The organism is Mesorhizobium sp. M0195 (assembly GCF_040322115.1).
In the GTDB taxonomy this organism is placed as follows: domain Bacteria; phylum Pseudomonadota; class Alphaproteobacteria; order Rhizobiales; family Rhizobiaceae; genus Mesorhizobium.
This window is the reverse complement of record NZ_JAMYSV010000001.1, coordinates 507,970-526,797: the sequence shown is the minus strand read 5'-3', so window position 1 is coordinate 526,797 and position 18,828 is coordinate 507,970. Positions and strand designations below refer to the sequence as shown.

22 protein-coding genes are annotated in these 18,828 nt (G+C 62.0%); 13 read left to right on the top strand and 9 right to left on the bottom strand.

The window, feature by feature from the left end; genetic code table 11:
- Window positions 1-46 precede the first annotated feature (46 nt).
- Window positions 47-751 (top strand): DNA polymerase III subunit epsilon, encoded by a 705-nt coding sequence (gene dnaQ, locus NKJ12_RS02660; RefSeq protein WP_352701174.1) that lies wholly within the window; start codon window positions 47-49, stop codon window positions 749-751.
- Between the two features lie 284 nt (window positions 752-1,035).
- Here dnaQ and secB read toward each other — a convergent pair whose 3' ends face one another.
- The gene (gene secB, locus NKJ12_RS02655) at window positions 1,036-1,536 is read right to left on the bottom strand and encodes a protein-export chaperone SecB (protein ID WP_254817954.1); all 501 of its coding nucleotides are present in this window, start codon (window positions 1,534-1,536) and stop codon (window positions 1,036-1,038) included.
- Window positions 1,537-1,649: 113 nt separating this feature from the next.
- Window positions 1,650-2,141 (bottom strand): FxsA family protein, encoded by a 492-nt coding sequence (locus NKJ12_RS02650; protein ID WP_352701173.1) that lies wholly within the window; start codon window positions 2,139-2,141, stop codon window positions 1,650-1,652.
- Window positions 2,142-2,339: 198 nt separating this feature from the next.
- Between NKJ12_RS02650 and NKJ12_RS02645 the strand changes: the two genes are divergently transcribed.
- Genes NKJ12_RS02645 through NKJ12_RS02630 form a run of 4 tightly spaced genes read left to right on the top strand, consistent with a single transcriptional unit; the run spans window position 2,340 to window position 5,132 of the window.
- Window positions 2,340-3,047: a Tim44/TimA family putative adaptor protein gene (locus NKJ12_RS02645; RefSeq protein WP_352701172.1), complete on the top strand. Its 708-nt coding sequence runs from the start codon at window positions 2,340-2,342 to the stop codon at window positions 3,045-3,047.
- A gap of 23 nt (window positions 3,048-3,070) precedes the next feature.
- Entirely contained in the window at window positions 3,071-4,177 is a 1,107-nt protein-coding gene (gene mltA, locus NKJ12_RS02640; protein ID WP_352701171.1) for a murein transglycosylase A, read from the top strand.
- Entirely contained in the window at window positions 4,174-4,710 is a 537-nt protein-coding gene (locus tag NKJ12_RS02635) for a Smr/MutS family protein (RefSeq protein ID WP_352701170.1), read from the top strand. The genes mltA and NKJ12_RS02635 overlap by 4 nt, the downstream gene beginning before the upstream one ends.
- 53 nt (window positions 4,711-4,763) lie before the next feature.
- Window positions 4,764-5,132 (top strand): helix-turn-helix domain-containing protein, encoded by a 369-nt coding sequence (locus NKJ12_RS02630; RefSeq protein WP_352701169.1) that lies wholly within the window; start codon window positions 4,764-4,766, stop codon window positions 5,130-5,132.
- 9 nt (window positions 5,133-5,141) lie between these two features.
- On the opposite strand, the gene NKJ12_RS02625 is transcribed toward NKJ12_RS02630, so the two are convergent.
- The 3 genes from NKJ12_RS02625 to NKJ12_RS02615 all read right to left on the bottom strand — a co-directional run bounded on the left by NKJ12_RS02625 (window position 5,142) and on the right by NKJ12_RS02615 (window position 7,848).
- Window positions 5,142-5,759, bottom strand: coding sequence for a transglutaminase-like cysteine peptidase (locus NKJ12_RS02625; protein WP_352476804.1), 618 nt, complete (start codon window positions 5,757-5,759; stop codon window positions 5,142-5,144).
- 192 nt (window positions 5,760-5,951) lie between these two features.
- Window positions 5,952-7,229, bottom strand: coding sequence for a polyhydroxyalkanoate depolymerase (locus NKJ12_RS02620; protein ID WP_352701168.1), 1,278 nt, complete (start codon window positions 7,227-7,229; stop codon window positions 5,952-5,954).
- Between the two features lie 259 nt (window positions 7,230-7,488).
- Window positions 7,489-7,848 (bottom strand): septal ring lytic transglycosylase RlpA family protein, encoded by a 360-nt coding sequence (locus tag NKJ12_RS02615; RefSeq protein WP_352701166.1) that lies wholly within the window; start codon window positions 7,846-7,848, stop codon window positions 7,489-7,491.
- A gap of 303 nt (window positions 7,849-8,151) precedes the next feature.
- Between NKJ12_RS02615 and NKJ12_RS02610 the strand changes: the two genes are divergently transcribed.
- Window positions 8,152-8,337, top strand: coding sequence for a hypothetical protein (locus NKJ12_RS02610; protein WP_352701165.1), 186 nt, complete (start codon window positions 8,152-8,154; stop codon window positions 8,335-8,337).
- Window positions 8,338-8,395: 58 nt separating this feature from the next.
- On the opposite strand, the gene NKJ12_RS02605 is transcribed toward NKJ12_RS02610, so the two are convergent.
- The 4 genes from NKJ12_RS02605 to tauA form a co-directional block, all read right to left on the bottom strand.
- On the bottom strand, window positions 8,396-8,578 hold the full coding sequence (locus NKJ12_RS02605) for a hypothetical protein (RefSeq protein ID WP_254817964.1): 183 nt from the start codon (window positions 8,576-8,578) through the stop codon (window positions 8,396-8,398).
- Between the two features lie 6 nt (window positions 8,579-8,584).
- Window positions 8,585-9,451: an ABC transporter permease subunit gene (locus NKJ12_RS02600; RefSeq protein WP_352701164.1), complete on the bottom strand. Its 867-nt coding sequence runs from the start codon at window positions 9,449-9,451 to the stop codon at window positions 8,585-8,587.
- Window positions 9,448-10,191 (bottom strand): taurine ABC transporter ATP-binding protein, encoded by a 744-nt coding sequence (locus NKJ12_RS02595; protein ID WP_352701163.1) that lies wholly within the window; start codon window positions 10,189-10,191, stop codon window positions 9,448-9,450. Before NKJ12_RS02595 ends, NKJ12_RS02600 begins: the two co-directional genes overlap by 4 nt.
- Window positions 10,192-10,302: 111 nt before the next feature.
- Entirely contained in the window at window positions 10,303-11,316 is a 1,014-nt protein-coding gene (gene tauA, locus NKJ12_RS02590; RefSeq protein ID WP_352701162.1) for a taurine ABC transporter substrate-binding protein, read from the bottom strand.
- A 205-nt stretch (window positions 11,317-11,521) separates the two neighbouring features.
- Here tauA and NKJ12_RS02585 point away from each other — a divergent pair, with 205 nt between their 5' ends.
- The 7 genes from NKJ12_RS02585 to NKJ12_RS02555 all read left to right on the top strand — a co-directional run bounded on the left by NKJ12_RS02585 (window position 11,522) and on the right by NKJ12_RS02555 (window position 18,825).
- The gene (locus NKJ12_RS02585) at window positions 11,522-11,854 is read left to right on the top strand and encodes a hypothetical protein (RefSeq protein ID WP_352701161.1); all 333 of its coding nucleotides are present in this window, start codon (window positions 11,522-11,524) and stop codon (window positions 11,852-11,854) included.
- Between the two features lie 147 nt (window positions 11,855-12,001).
- Window positions 12,002-12,454 carry an RrF2 family transcriptional regulator gene (locus NKJ12_RS02580; RefSeq protein ID WP_352476864.1) on the top strand — a complete coding sequence of 151 codons (453 nt, stop codon included), beginning with the start codon at window positions 12,002-12,004 and terminating at the stop codon, window positions 12,452-12,454.
- Window positions 12,455-12,503: 49 nt separating this feature from the next.
- Entirely contained in the window at window positions 12,504-13,850 is a 1,347-nt protein-coding gene (locus NKJ12_RS02575) for an FAD/NAD(P)-binding protein (RefSeq protein WP_352701160.1), read from the top strand.
- A 311-nt stretch (window positions 13,851-14,161) separates the two neighbouring features.
- The gene (locus NKJ12_RS02570; RefSeq protein WP_352701159.1) at window positions 14,162-14,368 is read left to right on the top strand and encodes a winged helix-turn-helix transcriptional regulator; all 207 of its coding nucleotides are present in this window, start codon (window positions 14,162-14,164) and stop codon (window positions 14,366-14,368) included.
- 319 nt (window positions 14,369-14,687) lie between these two features.
- Window positions 14,688-16,112: a pyridoxal-phosphate dependent enzyme gene (locus NKJ12_RS02565; RefSeq protein ID WP_352476860.1), complete on the top strand. Its 1,425-nt coding sequence runs from the start codon at window positions 14,688-14,690 to the stop codon at window positions 16,110-16,112.
- A complete protein-coding gene (locus tag NKJ12_RS02560; protein ID WP_352701158.1) occupies window positions 16,109-17,290 on the top strand; it encodes a cystathionine gamma-synthase in 1,182 nt (393 codons plus the stop codon). The genes NKJ12_RS02565 and NKJ12_RS02560 overlap by 4 nt, the downstream gene beginning before the upstream one ends.
- 356 nt (window positions 17,291-17,646) lie before the next feature.
- Window positions 17,647-18,825, top strand: coding sequence for a three-Cys-motif partner protein TcmP (locus NKJ12_RS02555; protein WP_352701157.1), 1,179 nt, complete (start codon window positions 17,647-17,649; stop codon window positions 18,823-18,825).
- The last annotated feature ends 3 nt before the right edge of the window (window positions 18,826-18,828 follow it).

Sequence of the window (18,828 nt, the reverse complement as noted above, 5' to 3'; positions counted from 1 at the left end):
TGGTGTGATTCGGCTAGAATGATGCCGGCACCAGTGGACTGATTCGATGCGTGAGATCATCTTCGATACGGAAACCACCGGCCTCGACACGCGCGAGGACCGCGTCATCGAGCTTGGCGGCGTCGAGTTGGTCAACCGTTTCCCGACCGGCCGAACCTTCCACAAATATATCAACCCGCAAGGCCGCCAGATCCATCACGAGGCGCAGGCCGTGCACGGCATCAGCGCCGCCGATCTCGTCGGCAAGCCGACTTTCATGGAGATCGCCGAGGAGTTTCTGGCCTTCATCGACGGCGCCAAACTGGTCGCGCACAATGCCGGCTTCGACATCGGCTTCCTCAATCTCGAATTCGGCCGGCTTGGTCATCCGGCCATCGATCCGGGACGGATCGTCGACACGCTGGCGCTGGCGCGCCGCAAGCATCCGATGGGCCCCAATTCGCTCGACGCGCTCTGCCGCCGCTATGGCATCGACAACGGCCGCCGCACCAAGCACGGCGCGCTGCTCGATTCGGAATTGCTGGCCGAGGTCTATATCGAGCTCATCGGCGGCAAGCAGGCAAGCCTTATCCTCGACAGCATCCTGACTCCGAAGGGCGGCAGGCAGAATGTCCAAGACATCGATATTTCGATCGGCGTCAGGCCGATCGCCTTGCCGTCGCGCCTGACCGACGCCGAGCGCACCGCGCACGCGGGCATGGTTGGCACATTGGGCGAAAAGGCGCTCTGGCTGCGGGTTGAGGCGAGCTAAGACGTCTGTGTAGTAAATGCAGAAAGCCGTTCTGTAGCGATCCTTCACACCCCCCTCTGTCCTGCCGGACATCTCCCCCGCAAGGGGGGAGATTGGCAGCTTCAGCGCTCCGCTCACTCCTGCGGCCTGCAGCGTGGAGATTGGCGAAAGCCGGGATGATAGCCGATCTCCCCCCTTGCGGGGGAGATGTCCGGCAGGACAGAGGGGGGCGCTGTCCCGCCGACGTCTCAAACAAAAAACCCGGCGCAAGGCCGGGTTTTCAAACGCTGGCGAGACAGCCGCGCTCAGCTCACCTTGACCTTGGCGGCAGCCTGGTCCTCTGCCAGCTTCTGCTGGAACATCTGCGCGAAATCGATCGGGTCCAGCATCAGCGGCGGGAAGCCGCCGTTGCGTGTTGCCTCGGCAATGATCTGCCGGGCGAACGGGAACAGCAGCCGCGGGCATTCGATGAACAGGATCGGCAGCATGTGCTCCTGCGGGAAGCCGCTGATGGCGAAGACGCCGCCATAGACCAGTTCGACATTGAACAGCACTTCCTGGTCGAACGACGCTTTTGCGTTCAGCGTCAAATTGACGTCGAACTGCTTGTCCGAAAGCGGGTTGGCGTTGACGTTGACGTTGATGGCGATGCCGGGAGCCTTGTCGCGACCGCGCAACGAGTTCGGTGCACCGGGGCTTTCGAAGGACAGGTCCTTCACATATTGCGCAAGCACGTTGAGCGAAGGCTGCGCCGCATTTCCATTACCGTTGGCTGCGCCGGTCGGCGCGTCGTCGTTGCTGGCCATAAGCTGTGGTCCTTTTGCCTGGGCAGCGTTGCTGACCGGATTGAAATTCGGGCGTTCGCTATCATGGCCGGCCCGACAAGACAAGTTTGCAAAAGACGCTGATTGCTTTGCGGCTACTCGTCCTTGAGGCGGCGCCAGGGAGAATCCGGTCCGCGCGTATGGTCGTCGGCACGCGAATAGTCGCCGTCGTCGAGATCGATGACCTTGCCGCGTTGCCTTGCCCGCAAACCACTGCTGAGATCGGTGGCCAGCACGATGCGGCCTTTCAGCATCCGCCAGGCAAGATCGCGCACTGGCGGCAGGAAAAGCAGAATGCCGAAAATATCCGAGAGGAAGCCGGGGATGATCAAAAGGATCGCGGCCAGCACGATCATGGCGCCATGCGCAAGCTGGCCGCTCGGATCACGCCCGGCGTCCATTTCGGCACGTACCCTGGCCATGACGCCAAAACCCTGGTGTCGAAGGAGCAAGGCGCCGGCGACGCTCGAGGCCAGCACCAGCCCGACCGTCGCCAGCGCGCCGATCTGGCGGCCGACAATGACGAAACCGGCTATCTCCAGCAGCGGGAGCGCAAGAATGAACAGGGGAAACAGCGAGATACGCAAATCTTGACCGATCGTTTCGATGTTTTGCCGGCCGGCGAGCAATCGCCGCTGGCACCAGAGCTGTTAGATAGGTATGGCTGCCTTTGATTTGAATGATTGCGCCATGCGTTCTATATGCTTTGGATACCGAACGCTATGTGATCGCGGCCCCTGCTTGGCCGCTGGTCCGGCCAAAGCAGGGATTGATCGGCGCAAGATATGGGCTTCTTCGACTTCGGCACGATTTTCTTTCTGATTGCGGCGGTGGTGATCTTCTTCCAGCTGCGCAACGTGCTTGGCCGACGCACGGGCAACGAGCGCCCGCCCTTCGATCCATATACGGCAGCGCGCAAAAACGACAAGGATGCCCCCCAGAAACCCGAGAACGTGGTTTCGCTGCCGCGCAAGCGCCTGACAGGAGAGCCGGCGGCCGACACCTATGCGGCGATCGATGCCTTTGCCAAGCCCGACACCGATCTCAACCGGGGCCTGCGGGCGATCAAGGACAATGATCCGACGTTCGACCCGAAGACCTTCGTCGACGGCGCAAAGATGGCTTATGAGATGATCGTCATGGCCTACGCCGATGGCGACCGCAAAACCTTGAAGAACCTTTTGTCGCGCGAGGTCTATGACGGCTTCGTCGCGGCCATCGGCGACCGTGAGGCGAAAGCCGAAAAGATCCAGTCCTCCTTCGTCGGCATCGACAAGGCCGACATCGTTTCGGCCGAGATGAAGGGCAGCGAGGCGCACATCACGCTGCGCATTGTCAGCGAGCTGATTTCGGCGACCCGCGACAAGGCCGGCGCTGTCATCGACGGCGATCCCGAGACCGTCGCCGAGGTCAAGGACGTCTGGACCTTCGCCCGCGACACGCGCTCGCGCGATCCGAACTGGAAGCTCGTCGCCACCGAAGAAGAAGAGTGAACTGGACGGCGGCGGAGGCTGTCGTGTCGCTTTCTCGAGCCTTCAGCGAAAAATCCTTTGGCGAATTGCCGGGCTGGGGCGAGGACGACCATCTCCCTGCCTTTGACGCCTTTCGCCGCTCGGCCTTTCATATCCTGACCAAACCCTACCGCTCCGGCGCGCTCGGCGTCGACTACAATGGCTTTGCCGATGCCTACGCCGAAGCGCGTACCGTTTCGTCGGCGAATCGGTTGCAGGCCCGAAGCTTTTTCGAGCGCCATTTCGTTCCGGCCCGTATCGATACCGAAGATGGTGGTCCCGGCCTGGTAACCGGCTTTTATGAGCCGGAGGTCGAAGCCTCGCCGGTGCGCACGGAACGATTTTCGGTGCCGTTGCTGGCGCGCCCGGCCGACCTGGTCGACATCGACGACGGCACTCGTCCTTCCGGCTTGGATCCTTATCTCGCCTTCGCTCGTGCGGCGGCGAACGGCCCGGTCGAATATTTCGACCGCGGCGAGATCGAACGCGGCGCGCTTGCCGGAAAAGGGCTGGAAATCGCCTGGCTCGCCGACAAGGTCGACGCCTTCTTCATTCACGTGCAGGGCGCGGCACGGCTCAACATGACCGATGGCAGGCTTCGCCGCATCACCTATGCCGCCAAATCCGGCCAGCGCTTTACCGGACCGGGCAAGATCCTGAGCGAGGAAGGCGAGATCCCGCCGGAGAAAGTGACGATGCAGTCGATCCGTGCCTGGTTCAAGGCGCATCCGGAGCGCGTCGACGAGACCCTGTGGCGCAACCGCTCCTATATCTTCTTCCGCGAAACGGGCATCGACGACCGGGAGCTCGGCCCGATTGCTGCCGCCAAGGTGCCGCTGACACCCGGCCGCTCGATCGCCGTCGACCGGCTGCTGCACACGTTCGGCACGCCCTTCTATATCGATGCGCCGTCGCTGACCGCCTTCGACGGAAAACCGTTCCGGCGGCTGATGATCGCGCAGGACACCGGTTCGGCGATCACCGGGCCGGCCCGCGGTGATCTGTTTGCCGGGTCGGGCGATGCGGCCGGCGAGATCGCCGGCGTTATCCGCAACGCCGCCGATTTTTATGCGCTGATCCCCCGGTCGCTGGTTTCAGGAGCAGGCCGATGACCCGGCGCATCGACAGGCTGAGCGAGGACGACCGGGTGCTGTGGAACCTGGTGGCGCGCACGGCAAAACCGCTGAAGGGCAGAACTGCCGTCGAAATTCCGCACGTTGGGCCGGAGATCGACGAGACCAGGCAGGCGCCGCCGCCGGCACAGGGCGCGGGCAATCCTGCCGCGGCCGCAAAGCCGAAGGCGAAGCATGTCTCCCACGCACTCGACGAACCGACGCTGGACAAGCTGTCGAAGGGCCGGCTGCCGATCGAGGGCCGCGTCGACCTGCATGGCCTGACCCAGGACCAAGCCTATTCGCTGCTGTTTTCCTTCCTGTGCCGGGCGCATGCCGGCGGCATCCGCTACGTCCTGGTGATCACCGGCAAGGGCTCTTCGTCGGGCGGTGATGGCGTCTTGCGGCGCGCCGTGCCCTCATGGCTGTCGACACCCGCCTTCCGGCCTCTCGTCTCCAGCCACGACCATGCCGCCCGCAAACATGGCGGCTCGGGTGCGCTCTATGTCCGCTTGCGGCGGGCGCGCTCATGAGGACATGCCGATGAGGGACGCACCTATGAGGATGCACCCATGAAGGTGCGCTTGTGACCCCGTTCGGCGAAAAGCTTCGCGTGCTGCGAAACGAGCGCGGCGTCAGCCAGAAGGACATGGCCAAGGCGATCGGCGTCAGCGCAGCCTATCTCTCAGCGCTGGAACACGGCCGCCGCGGTGCGCCGAGCTGGACGCTGATCCAGAAGATCATCGGCTATTTCAACATCATTTGGGACGACGCCGAGGAACTGGCGCGGCTGGCCGAAACCTCGCATCCGCGCGTCAAGCTCGACACGTCGGGCCTTAGCCCGGCGGCGACCGAGCTTGCCAATCTCCTGGCCGACAACATTGAAAAGCTCGACGAAGCCGAGCTTCGCCAAATCATTGCGTCGATCCGCGCCGCGCTGGCACGGCCGAAATGAGCTGCCTTGTTACTGGACCGAGCCGACCAGAACCTGCTGGCCGCCGCGGATGGAGACCCAGCGGCCGGTATTGTCGATCGCCTGTCGCTTGAGGAAACGATAGCCGGTCTGGTCCCAGGGACGGACCTGGTCGGTCAGATTGTCAAGGATGTAGTCGCCCTTGTCGGTGCGCACCGTCAGCACGGCGTGGCCTTCGCCATCCGGCTTGCGTACGACGGTCATCAGCAGATCGGCAAACGAGACGCCCAGCCGGTTCAGCTCACGGCGCTTTTCCAGGACATAGTCCTCGCAATCGCCAACGCCCTTGTCGGGATAGGCCCAGACCTCATCCTTGCCGTAGATGTCGAAGTCGCTCTCCGGCTTGACGGCGGCGTTGACCTTTGCCGTGACGCTGAGCAGCTTGCGCCACAGCGAGCCGGTCAGGCTGGCGGGCGACAGATCCTTCGGGCGGATCGAGCATTCGGACGCGTAGCTCTTGCAGAAATCATAATGGCCGATCGGCTGCGAGGTCGGGCCACCCGTTATCATCGGGCCGGCCGCCGAGGCCGAACTGGCCCAACCTGCCGCCACAGTAAGTCCGGCCAGCGCGCACAGGCGCAGCGTTCTCGCCATTGGTGAGGAAATCATTGTCCCCGCTTGTCCCTTGTTATTAACGAAACGTTAAGGGGTATTTACAGCCCGTGTCAATTATGAGGATGGATTGATTTTGCGGCATGGTTACCCGCGTGGCGCCAACGCGACTATTGTGCAACAGCTCGGATGGACTAGACCGTTCCCGACCTGATGCGAAGTCGCGGGCGCAGCGTCATCGTCGATCGCCTATTTCTTGCCGGTCCGGACCAGTTTCGGCTTCACCGCAACGCGGTTCTGACGGCCGTAGCTGCTAATGAAATCAACGATGCGCGGCACGATTTCGGAGCGGAAGCGCGAGCCGTTGAACACACCATAATGGCCGACCGCAGGCTGCATGTAATGGGCGTGCCGGTCGGCCGGGATGTTGATGCACAGATCGTGCGCGGCCTTGGTCTGGCCGAGGCCGGAGATGTCGTCGTTCTCGCCCTCGACCGTAAACAGGGCGACATTACGGATCGCCGAAGGGTCGACCGCCACGCCGCGATGCGTCATCGTGCCCTTGGGCAAGGCCTGGCGGACAAACACGGTGTCGACGGTCTGCAGGTAGAATTCCGCCGTCAGATCCATCACCGCCAGATATTCGTCGTAGAACTCGCGGTGCTTCTCGGCATTGTCACCGTCATGCTTCACCAGATGCATGAAGAAGTCCTTGTGGGCGGTGATGTGTCGGTCGAGGTTCATGCTCATGAAACCCGAAAGCTGCAGGAAGCCGGGATAGACCTCGCGGCCGAAGCCCGGCACCGGCCAGGGCGCGCGCATGATGACATTGTCGCGGAACCAGTCGATCCCCTTTTCCTGCGCCAGCAGATTGACCGCTGTCGGATTGCGGCGCGTGTCGATCGGCCCGCCCATCAGCGTCATCGTCGAGGGCACGAACGGATCACCCTTGGCTTCCATCAGTGCCGCCGCCGCCAGCACCGGCACCGAAGGCTGGCACACCGCCATCACATGGGTGTCGGGCCCCAGCGCATGCAGCATGTCGACGATGTAGTCGATATAGTCGTCAAGATCGAAGCTACCGTCGGCCAGCGGCACCATGCGGGCGTCGACCCAGTCGGTGATATGCACGTCGGCATAGGGCAGCATCGCCTCCACCGTGCCGCGCAGCAGCGTCGCGTAGTGGCCCGACATCGGCGCGACGATCAACAGCTTCGGATCCGGCCGGCGCCCGGCAGGAACCGCCCGCTCGAAACGAACCAGGTTGCAGAACGGCCGCGACCAGACGGTGCGTTCGCTGACCTCGACGTTTTTCCAGTCGACCACGGTCTTGGTCAGGCCGAATTGCGGCTTGCCGTAGCGGCGCGTCGTGCGCTCGAACAGTTCGGCCGTTGCCGCAACCGAGCGGCCCCAGGACGTGTGTGAGACCGGATTGAGCGGATTGGAGTAGAACAGGCGCACCGCATCGGCATAGAGGCGCGCCGGCTGCAAGGCGGCGTGGTTCAGTTCGTAGAGCTGGTAGAACATCGAGAACCCCGCTGCCGACTGCGATCGAAGGGCCGACGAGCAGCGCCGAGCCTTGAATGCTTTGCGGGGAAGTTAGCAACAATCTGCTGCGATGCAATACGTCAACCTGCGTGATTTATGCTCGTTCTTTCGTCCAAGGCATTGAGAATCCGCCTGGAAGGGCAACAGCCGGCTCAATGTGCGCCTGCGAAGGCCAGGCAGGGAGCGCGGCTATTGGGGCAATCGTTGGAGGCGGTGTCCGGCCGTGGCGGCCGGACCGTTAGACCCGTGCCATGCAGACAGCCGTATGGCCCGAGCTGATGAAGCCAAGCTGACTGGCTGCGCCCTTCGACAGATCGAGCATCCGGCCCCTGATAAAGGGGCCGCGGTCGTTGATGCGCACGACGACGCTGCGGCCATTGTTGCGATTGGTCACCTTCAGCTTGGTGCCGAACGGCAGGCTGCGATGCGCGGCGGTCAGCGCCGACGGGTTCATGCGCTCGCCGGAAGCGGTTCTGGAATGCAGTGAGTACCAGGAGGCACGGCCGCACTGAGCGGCGGCGTTGGCGGTGGATGCGCCGACCGTCAGGCCGGCCGCAATCGTGGCCGCGACGAGCGCGGCCTGATAGCTTTTCTTCATGCTTGGGGTTAGCTCCGTTGACAGACCCAAGCCGTTAGGTGCGGAACAAGGCAGCAAATGCGGCAATGATCTGTCGGTTCCATGGCAATGTTACACGTTTGGAGTCGGCGCGAAACAATTTGTCAGAGACTTTCCGCAGCGAGGCGCAGCTTCTTTGATGATGTCTGCGCCGATCTCCGGGCGTCTTGCACAAGATCAGAGATTAGCATCCAAGTAGAAGTTGGTGTAATCGAGCGGCCTCTTTTCGCTGTTCCATTCCGGCTGGAACGCGGTTTATGATCGACTTGGAACGGAGTTCTAGCGATGAGATTGATCAAAAATCTGCTGGCCTTGATTGTGCTCGCCATGGGCGTGCTGTGGACGTTGCAAGGCATCGGCGTTATCGGCGGCAGCTTTATGACCGGCCAGTCGCAATGGCTCTATGTCGGCATCGTCACCGCGCTGGTCGGCCTGGCCGGCCTGGCCTGGGCGAACCGTTCGCGCGTTTGAACGGGCGTCCATGCTCAAGCTCCCTTGAGAGCAGCGCACAGCGGACCCTGGCGGCCGGTCACCGCGACCAGTACTGCCAGCCCCAGTAGAAACTTTCGTCGCGCGGCGGTAAGCGGTTGCGCTCCGCGTCCAGATGCACCGGCGTTTTGCGTTCGCCGTCAGGCGGCTGTTTGTCCCCGGCCTTGATCAGGCGGAGCCAATGGCCGAAATGCGCGAACAATACAGCGATGGAATGGGGCATTGTCGGTCATTCCCGCCCTGCCCACGGGACGAGCACCCGCTCGATCCTGCGGATGATGAATTCGAGCACGAAGGCAATGGCCGCGATCACCAGTATGCCCATCACCACCACGTCGGTGACGAGGAACTGGGCAGCGGACTGGATCATGAAACCGAGCCCGCGCGTCGCGGCCACCAGCTCGGCGGCGACCAGCGTCGACCAACCGGCGCCAAGCGCGATGCGCAGACCGGTCAGGATCGAGGGCAGCGCGCTGGGCAGGGTGACGTGCCTGATCACTTGGCGCTGCGTGGCGCCAAGCGAGCGCGCTGCATTGATGCGTTCCTGCGAGACGCCGCGAACACCCGATGCCGTCGACAGCGCAACCGGCGCCAGCATGGCAATGGCAATCACCAGGATCTTGGACGGCTCGCCAATGCCGAACCAGATAATGATCAGCGGCAGATAGGCCAGCGGCGGGATCGGCCGCAGGAATTCGAGCAGCGGATCGAAGATGCCGCGCCCGATCGTGCTGATGCCGATAGCCAGCCCGATGGGAACGCCGATGACAAGGGCGACGATCAGCGCTGCAAACACCCGCCACAGACTGGCGGCGATATGCTGGAGCAGCGTCGCGTCGACAAAGCCGTCACCGGCGACGACGACAAATTTGTTCCAGACTGCCACAGGCGACGGCAGGAAAACCGGCGACACCAATTGCAGGCGGGCCGATGCCGTCCACACCGCCACCACCATTAGAATGGTGATCGCGCTGACCACGCGGGCCGAAACGCGGCTGCGTCTCGGCCGCGGCCGCGACCATGGCACCGACAGCGCGTCGGCTCCGTCGTCGACTTTGGAGCGCTGCGGCCGCTCGGTATAGGAGGTAACGGTCATGCTGCCTCCCCTTCGAAGATCGCGTCGGTCAGCTCGCCGCGCGCCGCGGCGAAGGCGGGATCGGCCTTGATGCTACGAATGGCCTCGCCGGCACTCCGCACCACCCGGCCAGGGCCGGGAGCGAGCACAATGATGCGAGTGGCGAGCACCAGCGCTTCGTCGATGCCGTGCGTGACCATCAGCACGCCGACCTGGCTTGCCGTCCACAGATCGAGCAGCGTTGTCTGCATGCGTTCCCGTGTCAGCGCATCGAGTGCGCCCAGCGGTTCGTCGAGCAGCAGGAATTGCGGCTCGGCTGCCAGCGCCCTGGCCAGGCCGACGCGCTGGCGCATGCCGCCGGAAAGCTCCCAGATGCGCTTGTCGCCGTCGCCGTCGAGCTTCACCAGCGCCAGAAGGTCGTCGGCAGTCCGCGCCCGTTCGGCGGCCCTGACACCGCGCAGCCTGAGAGCAAAGGCGACATTTTCCCGCGCGGTCAGCCACGGAAACAATGCGTCGTTCTGGAACACGACGGCGCGGTCCGAGCCTGGCGCCGTGATCGGCCTGCCGCCAATCGTGGCGCGTCCGCGCACAGGCTCGACCAGGCCCGCGGCGACGTTGAGCAACGAGGTCTTGCCGCAGCCGGAACGGCCGACCAGGACAACGAAGTCGTCCTTAGCGATGTCAATCGACACGCGTTCGACGGCCGGCGCCGGCTGGCCGTCATAGTGAACCGAGACTTGGTCGAGCACGAGATGCGTCATGTGGGGTCGCCGATATTCTGAACCTGCCTGCCCCGAAGCCGTTCCTCGTCAGCGGCTCCGGGGCAGGCAACGCGCGTCAGGGAAGGGAGGACGCGCGGTATTGAGCCGCCGCTAATTCGAGGCCAGCGCCTCGCCGACATATTTCGACGACACGTATTTCGAATAATCCGGCAACACGGCGTCGATCTTGCCCTGCTCCTTGAGGAAGGCCGATGTCGCCTCGACCGCCTTGACAGTGCCGCCACCGAGGAACTTTTCCGAGGCTTGCTCCTCGAGCGTCGGGAAGACATAGCCCCTCAGCAGTTGCGGCACGTCTTCGAGCTTGGCCCCGGTGATCCTGGCGATCTTGGCCGCTTGCGGCGAGGACACCGACCATTGATCCGGCTTGGCCAGGAAGTCGGCATAGGCAGCGCCCGTTACTTTGACGAAGTCGCGCACCGCTTCCGGGTTCCTTTCGGCGAAGTCGGTGCGCACGATCCAGGCGTCGAAGGTTGGCGCGCCCCAGGCGGCGACCTGCGAGGAATCCAGCACGACCTTGCCCGTCGTCTTGATCTGGCCGAGTGCCGGATCCCAGACATAGGCGGCGTCGATGTCGCCGCGCGCCCATGCCGCCGCGATCTCCGGTGGCCGCAGATTGAGAATATCGACCGACTTCGGGTCGATACCCTCATGCTTCAGCGCGGCAAGCAGGCTGTAATGCGTCGTCGAAACGAAGGGCACCGCCACCTTCTTGCCGGCAAGGTCGGCGGCCTTCTCGATGCCGGCGCCGTTGCGGGCGACAAGGGCCTCGGATTCGCCGATCAGCCCGACAATGAAGATTGTCTGGATTGGAAGCTCGCGGCTCGCCGCCGCCGCCAGCGGGCTCGAGCCGACATAACCGATGTCGACCGAACCGGAAGCGATGGCGGCGATCACGTCGGCGCCGGAATCGAATTTCCGCCAGTCGATTGCCGCCTTGGTCGCGCTCTCATAGGCGCCGTCGGCCTGCGGCACCTTCGAGGGTTCGACGACCGTCTGGTAGCCGATAGTGATCTTGAAGTCCTGCGCATCGGCTGGGCCGAGAAAGGCGGCACCAGCCAAGGCCGCCGAAGACAAGAGAACGATACGTCGCGAAATGGTGGACATGAAAGGCTCCTTGGAAACGAGAAAAACCGGATTGCGTCTCATAGTCACCTAACTCTATTGGTCTTGTAGAGTTAAATTCTTCCAATCGGTTCGGCCTTGTTAGAAAAAGTCATCTGGCTATGGCAGTTGCCCATTCGCACACTTCTGGGTGATGGCCCCGGGTGAGAATCGTCGTCCTTGCCCGGGAACCGCTTCCGCGCCGTCCATGCGCGCAGCAAGGATTTTCCCGCGTTCGCCCCTGCATCGGCAAATTCATGCTGTGAATAGCCAACAAATTGGAAACAAGTTCCCTGTGTTCGCGGTTAAGTCTAGTATCCTTATCGACATTGAAGGATTGGAGAGGACGATGAGCGACGCCACCCTCCTTGTTGCCGTGCGCGGCATGCTTTGGCCTTCAAATTCAGGGGCAGAAGCTGCCGTCGGTATCCTAGCCGATCGGGACATTCCTGCCGCCGGCCAGTTTGCCGGTGTGCCATTCGCGGCGGCTCCTGTGCTCGCAAGGGCACAAGCCCCAACCAAAATGGCCATTGCGGCTTGAAAACGAAGCAAAATCAACGTTTCTGAGCTTGTATATCATGTTACTAGAATTTATCTGTAGTGACAGCTTGGACGCGGCGGGGAGGCACGCCAGGCGTTTCGCAACCGGTGGCCTTGCGCCATCGCATGACAGAGAAACGTTCGGGTTATGCTCACGAAAAAAGGTAAATACGGCCTCAAGGCGCTCGTCCATCTGGCGCGCCTGCCGGTTGGACAGCTCGCCTTCGTCAACGACATCGCCACAGGAAACAATATTCCGAAGAAGTTCCTTGATGCCATTCTTGGCGAATTGCGCAATGCCGGGTTCGTCCAGAGCCGCAAGGGCAAGGACGGCGGCTATCGCCTGGCGCGCCCGGCGGACGAGATCAAGGTCGGGCACGTCGTGCGTGTGCTCGACGGACCGCTTGCCCCCATACCTTGCGCCAGCCGCACCCAGTATCAGCGCTGCGAAGACTGCAACGAGGCGACATGCCAAGTCCGACACCTGATGCTGGAGGTCCGGCAGGCCATCGCCGAGGTGCTGGATCAGCGCAGCCTCGCCGAAATGCGCGATATCGTCGGCGACGAAGACTTTTCGGCGGCGTTGAAAATCCAGGCCTGAACCAATCTCTCCTGAGCCGGCGACGATCGCCAGCACAGCTGGTGTGCGTATGACCGGGCGCGTTACGCCAAATTCGATCATCATTGTCGGTGGCGGCGCCAGCGGCGTCGTGCTTGCGGCGCATCTGCTGAAGTCGCCCAATCCCGATCTCCGCGTCAGCCTGATCGAAAAACGCCCGCATTTTGGGCAAGGCATGGCCTATTCAACGCTGCTGTCGGCGCATGTGCTGAATGTCAGCGCGTCGGGCATGAGCGCCTATGCCGACGATCCGGGCAATTTCTTGCGCTGGCTGCTTGAACGCGGGATAGCGACGCCGGAACAGGCGCCGGTCTATGCACCGCGCAGCGTCTACGCCCGCTATCTCAAGGAGCTGCTCGACGAGCTCGAGACGCGTGAGCAGCAGACGGGCCGGCTGCGCCTGATCCGCGAGGAGAGCCTGTCGATCTCGCCGACCGCCTCCGGCGTCGAGGTGGCGCTGGCCAACGGCACCAGCGTGGTCGCGCATCTTGCCGTGCTCGCCACCGGGCATGACGAAGAGCCGGGGGCGGGGCAGGGGCATGCGATCAGAATGGGATCCGAGGCGGACACTGCGCTCGACCCCGAAGCCCAAGTCCTGGTGCTGGGCACCGGCTTGAGCATGGTCGATGCCTTCCTGTCGCTCGAGCAGCGCGGCCACCGCGGCGCGATCGTCGCGGTGTCGCGGCGCGGCCTGCTGCCTTCGCCACATCGCAAGGGCAATCCGATCAAGCTCGACGTCGCCGACATTCCGCTCGGCACCCAGCTTTCCTATTTCGTCGGCTGGTTCCGCGACCTGATCCGGGAAAACCAGAAGGCCGGTATTGACTGGCGCGACGTCGTCGACGGTCTGAGACCCTTCAACCAGAAGATCTGGCAGAACTGGCCGTCCTCGGCCAAGCGCCGCTTCGTCGAGCACACCAAGGCCTGGTGGGACATCCACCGCCATCGCATGGCGCCGGAAGTCTACACCCGCGTCGCCGAGGCGGTGCAAGCGGGCCGCGTCCGCCTTGTCGCCGGGCGCGTCGTCGAGATCGCCGCCGGCGACGGCTTCAGCGTACAGGTCCAGTCGCGCCACACACAGCAGCTCGAAAGGTTCGACGTCACCCGCATCTATGATTGCACAGGCATCGCCAGGGACATCTCGACCACCTCGAACAGCGTGGTGCGGTCACTGGTCGAGCGTGGACTGGCACGGCCGGATCCGCTGCGCCTCGGCCTCGACGTGACCGCGAACTGCGAGGTCATTGCCGGCGACGGCACGGTATCCGCCAAGATCCTCGCCGTCGGGCCACTGACGCGCGGCACCTTCTTCGAGATCGACGCCATTCCCGATATTCGCGTGCAGTGCGCGCGGCTGAGCAAGCGCTTGCTCGGATGAGGACCTCTTTGTCTAGACGCAATTCGGATGCAAGACCGTCGCCGTTGGGTGAAAAGATCTCGACCGCGTTCGCTGAAGGCGAACAAGGGGTGCGGGAGCTCGCTCCACCAGAGCCAGCCCGTGGTGGTCGAGACAGCTAAGCGATGACGCCACGTTTCGGCCGTCTCGCATTGACCGGATTGGTGTCGCGCACGCTCGTCTTCGTTCTCCTCCAGGAATTTTGTAGTCGGCGAGGCCATAAGCCCCGACCCTGGCCAGATGGCCGGGCAAATTCTGCTTTCGTCGTCACTGTGCCTTGCCTACCATGGCGCATGACCCAACACGGAAGACTCTACGGCTGTCCGGTCGAGTTCGCGCTCGACGCGCTCGGCGGCAAATGGAAGACGGTGATCCTGGCGCGCATCAAGGAACAGCCGATGCGCTATTCCGAACTGCGCCGGCTGATCCCTTCGCTTTCCGACAAGATGCTGAAGACCTCGTCAGCCTCTCGGTCTATATCGCCGGCGACCTGGACATAGGGCCGGCCTTCGGCGCCTGGATGGCCTTCTGGGCAAACCGTGGCGCGCCGCCGATCATTAAGGTGCTGCGCGTCGCCGGCCTCGGCAATCCGGATTTTCTGATCGAGATCGAAGCCCAGGCCGCGATCGCCTGAACCCTAAGCAGGTTCTGCAAATCTTTTGCCCTGCCTGGAGCCGGCGAAGCTTTCGCGAAATTCCATTCCCCTGCTGGCGGCCGGATTGGCACGATCTATCTTCTTTCCAACTGCAAACGGCTGGAAAAGACGATAGGTTGCCGTCTTCCAGGGCGGTTGCTCATTCTGGCAACGGAGCATCTGATATGAGCAAGCACAAGATCGTGGCACAGGACGATGCATCGTCCCGCCTGCGCCCGCCCTATGCCTCGGTTCTCGACCTGATCGGGCAGACGCCGGTCGTCGAGCTGACCAAATTCGACATCGGCAAGTGCCGGCTGTTCATCAAGCTCGAAAGCCAGAATCCCGGCGGCTCGATCAAGGACCGCATCGCGCTGTCGATGATTGCCGCCGCCGAAAAACAGGGCAAACTGAAACGCGGCGGGACGATCGTCGAGGCGACCGCCGGCAACACCGGTCTTGGTCTCGCCCAGGTCGGCATCCCCAAGGGCTACCACATCATCCTCGTCGTGCCTGACAAGATGTCGCGCGAAAAGATCCAGCATCTGCGGGCGCTCGGCGCGGAAGTGCGCATGACCCGTTCCGATGTCGGCAAGGGCCATGCCGAATATTATCAGGACATGGCCGAAAAGATCGCCGCCGAGCTGCCCGGCGCCTTCTATGCCAACCAGTTTGCCAATCCGGCCAATCCGCACGCCCACGAGACCACGACCGGGCCGGAAATCTTTCAACAGCTCGAAGGCGATGTCGATGCGGTTGTCGTCGGTGTCGGCTCAGGCGGCACGTTGACCGGGCTCGGCCGCTACTTTGCGAAAGTCTCGCCGAAGACCGAGATGGTGCTCGCCGATCCGGTTGGCTCGGTGCTGGCGCCCCTGATCAAGACCGGCAAGATGGTAGAGGCCGGAAGCTGGACCGTCGAAGGCATCGGCGAGGATTTCGTGCCGCCCAATGCCGATCTGTCGCTGGTCAGGAAGGCCTATTCCATCCCCGACAAGCAGAGCATGCTTGCGGTGCGCGACCTGCTTTCGAAGGAAGGCATTCTCGCCGGCTCGTCGTCGGGCACGCTGCTTTCGGCAGCACTCCGCTATTGCCGCGAGCAGACCGTGCCGAAGCGCGTCGTCACCTTCGTCTGCGACAGCGGCAACAAGTACCTGTCGAAAGTCTTCGATGACTTCTGGCTGGCCGAGCAGGGCCTTGCCGAGCAGGAGCAGCATGGCGACCTGCGCGACCTGGTGATGCGCACGCTCCGCACCGGCGATGTCGTGTCCGTCGGCCCCGACGAAAGCCTGCTCAACGCCTATGGCCGCATGCGCCGCTCGGATGTCTCGCAACTGCCGGTGCTGGACGAGGGCAAGCTCGTCGGCATCATCGACGAAAGCGATATCCTGGCCAAGGTCGAAGGCCCCTATGACAGTCGCTGGGACCGCTTCAAGGCCCCGGTTAGGACGGCGATGACCACCAATCTGCACACGCTGCAGGCCAGCCAGACGCTGGACGCGCTGCTGCCGGTGTTCGACCGCAACGAGGTCGCCATCGTCTTCGACGGCGACGAATTTATTGGCCTGATAACCCGCATCGACCTGATCAACCATCTGAGGCGCGCCCGATGACCATAAAAGCCACTGTATCGGGCAAAAACCGCCTCGCCTTCTCGACCCGCACCATCCATGGCGGCCAGAGCCACGACCCGACGACGGGCGCGGTGATGGTACCGATCTACGCCACCTCGACCTATGGCCAGCAGAGCCCGGGCGTGCACAAGGGCTTTGAATATGCCCGCAGCCAGAACCCGACCCGCTTTGCCTTCGAACGCGCTGTGGCCGACCTCGAAAGCGGCACAGCCGCTTTCGCCTTCGCTTCGGGGCTGGCGGCGATCGCCACGGTGTTTGAACTGCTCGATTCAGGCGCGCATATCGTCGCCACCGACGACATCTATGGCGGCACGTTCCGATTGCTGGAACGGGTGCGCAAGCGCTCGGCCAATTTGCAGGTCGACTTCGTCGACTTCACCGATCTTGCCGCCGTCGAAGCGGCGATCCGCCCTGAGACCAAGCTGCTCTGGGTCGAGACGCCGACCAATCCGCTGCTGCGTGTCGTCGATCTGGAAGCGGTCGCAGCACTGGCCAGGCGCAAAGGCGTGCTTTCGGTCGCCGACAACACCTTCTGCAGCCCCTATCTGCAGCGGCCGCTGGAGCTCGGCATCGACATATCAGTGCATTCGACGACCAAATACCTCAATGGCCATTCCGACATGGTCGGCGGCGTCGCCGTGGTCGGCGACAACAAGGATCTCACTGAGCGGCTGAAATTCCTGCAGAACGCCATCGGCGCCATTTCCGGGCCGTTCGACAGTTTCCTGGCGCTGCGCGGCTTGAAGACGCTGGCGCTCAGGATGGAGCGCCATTCCTCGAACGGCCAGAAGATCGCGCACTGGCTGGAAAGCCGCCCCGACATCCGTCGTGTCATCTATCCCGGCCTGCCCAGCCATCCGCAGCACGCCATCGCCAGGCGGCAGATGCACGCCTTCGGCGGTATGATCACCGTCGAGCTCGACCGCGACCTCGCCGGCACCAAGCGCTTCCTCGAACACACGCAACTGTTCACGCTGGCCGAAAGCCTCGGCGGCGTCGAAAGCCTGATCGAGCACCCGGCGCTGATGACGCACGGCTCGATCCCCGCGAAAAAACGCGCCGAGATCGGGATTTCCGATTCGCTGGTGCGCTTATCGGCCGGGATCGAGGATGGCGACGATCTGATCGCGGATTTGGATCAGGCGCTGAAGGGCTGAGGGGGAGCCGGTGGTGGGGCACTCCAGGCATTGAAAGCCCTTAAGGGATGTGAGGTGATCAACTATCGATGCCGGCGCTGCCCCTCACCTGCCTACCGGCATCCCGTACACCGGGAGAGGTACGCTCTCGTCAATGATGCCGATGGCGTCAAGCTCGCTCACGGCGATCCGCCGCGCGATGCCGCTCACACACCATGGATGATGGGACCCATTTATGACCGGCCTCGCGCAGGCCTGTCACGATGACTACTGGCTTCGACGGCGGCTACGAGGCGTAAGCGCAAAGATCCGAGCGTGTTTCGGCGTCAAAATCAACAATCGCTTGACCAACATTAGAAAGTTACTGAGAGATTATTTTGGCAGTTCTCTGCCAGGATACATCACCTATTGACATCGTTCTTGTTTTGTTCCAAGCTGGGGAAGCGATATGGGCAAGAGGTTTTTTTGAGGAGCGCAGCGACCAGTCCGAGGTCAAGGCTCGAATCGTAGAAAAATACTTCAGCGCTTGGGCGACGGTTGTGATGCCGACTGCTGAACTCAAGAATGGCAAGATCGCCTATATTGACCTGTATGCTGGCCCTGGTCGTTATAGGGACGGATCCGCCTCTACGCCTCTACTCGTTCTGGAACGTGCTATCAGCAACCCAAGAATGGCGAAAATGCTCGTTGCTCTGCTCAATGACGCAAACAAGGACAACACGTCGACACTACAAGAAGAAATAGATGCTCTTCAAGGAATCGAAAATCTTAAGTTCAAGCCTGAAGTTTCGTGCGGGGAGATAGATGAAGACGCGGCTAGGTTCTTCATGCAAACTACGCTAATTCCTTCGTTCTCGTTCGTAGACCCCTTCGGCTATAAGGGCCTGTCACTCAAGATAGTGAACGGGGTTATCAAAGATTGGGGATGCGATTGCGTCTTCTTCTTTAACTACAACCGCATTAACGCGGGTATAAACAATCCCGCCGTCACAAGTCACATGAATGCTCTGTTCGGGGAAGCCAGGGCTAATGCCCTTAGGAAGCAGTTGGAAGGCAAAAAGCCGGATCTAAGAGAGGCTCTTATCCTCGAGGCTCTTGCGAATGAGATCAAGAATCTTGGAGGGACGTTTGTCCTTCCATTCACATTCAGGAATGCAGCAGGGACCCGAACGTCTCACAAGCTAATTTTTGTCTCAAAGCATTTTAAAGGCTACGACATCATGAAGGGCATTATGGCCAAGGAAAGCTCGACCCATGACCAAGGGGTCCCATCGCTGACGTATTCACCCGCTGATGCAGATATGCCGCTGCTTTTTTCACTTCAACGGCCACTTGACGCCTTGGAAGGAGATTTGCTTGCCAAGTATGCGAACCAAGAGGTCACGTTTGATCAAATTTATCAGAAACACAGCGTCGATACACCGTATGTAAGGCCTAACTATCGTGAAATTCTCATAAAACTTGAAAAAGAAACTAAGGTGAAAGCGTATTCCACCACAGGTAAACGGAAAGCATTTACCTATCCAGAGCATGTTAGAATTAGGTTCAAAGGTTGAGAC

What these genes read in the sequence shown, in the direction of transcription:
- NKJ12_RS02625 (WP_352476804.1), bottom strand. Translation starts at nt 5,759, where the DNA reads ATGATTTCCTCACCAATGGCGAGAACGCTGCGCCTGTGCGCGCTGGCC.
- NKJ12_RS02575 (WP_352701160.1), top strand. Translation starts at nt 12,504, where the DNA reads ATGACCGGGCGCGTTACGCCAAATTCGATCATCATTGTCGGTGGCGGC.
- NKJ12_RS02560 (WP_352701158.1), top strand. Translation starts at nt 16,109, where the DNA reads ATGACCATAAAAGCCACTGTATCGGGCAAAAACCGCCTCGCCTTCTCG.
- NKJ12_RS02600 (WP_352701164.1), bottom strand. Translation starts at nt 9,451, where the DNA reads ATGACCGTTACCTCCTATACCGAGCGGCCGCAGCGCTCCAAAGTCGAC.
- NKJ12_RS02645 (WP_352701172.1), top strand. Translation starts at nt 2,340, where the DNA reads ATGGGCTTCTTCGACTTCGGCACGATTTTCTTTCTGATTGCGGCGGTG.
- NKJ12_RS02605 (WP_254817964.1), bottom strand. Translation starts at nt 8,578, where the DNA reads ATGCCCCATTCCATCGCTGTATTGTTCGCGCATTTCGGCCATTGGCTC.
- NKJ12_RS02615 (WP_352701166.1), bottom strand. Translation starts at nt 7,848, where the DNA reads ATGAAGAAAAGCTATCAGGCCGCGCTCGTCGCGGCCACGATTGCGGCC.
- secB (WP_254817954.1), bottom strand. Translation starts at nt 1,536, where the DNA reads ATGGCCAGCAACGACGACGCGCCGACCGGCGCAGCCAACGGTAATGGA.
- dnaQ (WP_352701174.1), top strand. Translation starts at nt 47, where the DNA reads ATGCGTGAGATCATCTTCGATACGGAAACCACCGGCCTCGACACGCGC.
- NKJ12_RS02610 (WP_352701165.1), top strand. Translation starts at nt 8,152, where the DNA reads ATGAGATTGATCAAAAATCTGCTGGCCTTGATTGTGCTCGCCATGGGC.
- NKJ12_RS02565 (WP_352476860.1), top strand. Translation starts at nt 14,688, where the DNA reads ATGAGCAAGCACAAGATCGTGGCACAGGACGATGCATCGTCCCGCCTG.
- NKJ12_RS02635 (WP_352701170.1), top strand. Translation starts at nt 4,174, where the DNA reads ATGACCCGGCGCATCGACAGGCTGAGCGAGGACGACCGGGTGCTGTGG.
- NKJ12_RS02580 (WP_352476864.1), top strand. Translation starts at nt 12,002, where the DNA reads ATGCTCACGAAAAAAGGTAAATACGGCCTCAAGGCGCTCGTCCATCTG.
- NKJ12_RS02595 (WP_352701163.1), bottom strand. Translation starts at nt 10,191, where the DNA reads ATGACGCATCTCGTGCTCGACCAAGTCTCGGTTCACTATGACGGCCAG.
- NKJ12_RS02570 (WP_352701159.1), top strand. Translation starts at nt 14,162, where the DNA reads ATGACCCAACACGGAAGACTCTACGGCTGTCCGGTCGAGTTCGCGCTC.
- NKJ12_RS02585 (WP_352701161.1), top strand. Translation starts at nt 11,522, where the DNA reads ATGCGCGCAGCAAGGATTTTCCCGCGTTCGCCCCTGCATCGGCAAATT.
- NKJ12_RS02620 (WP_352701168.1), bottom strand. Translation starts at nt 7,229, where the DNA reads ATGTTCTACCAGCTCTACGAACTGAACCACGCCGCCTTGCAGCCGGCG.
- tauA (WP_352701162.1), bottom strand. Translation starts at nt 11,316, where the DNA reads ATGTCCACCATTTCGCGACGTATCGTTCTCTTGTCTTCGGCGGCCTTG.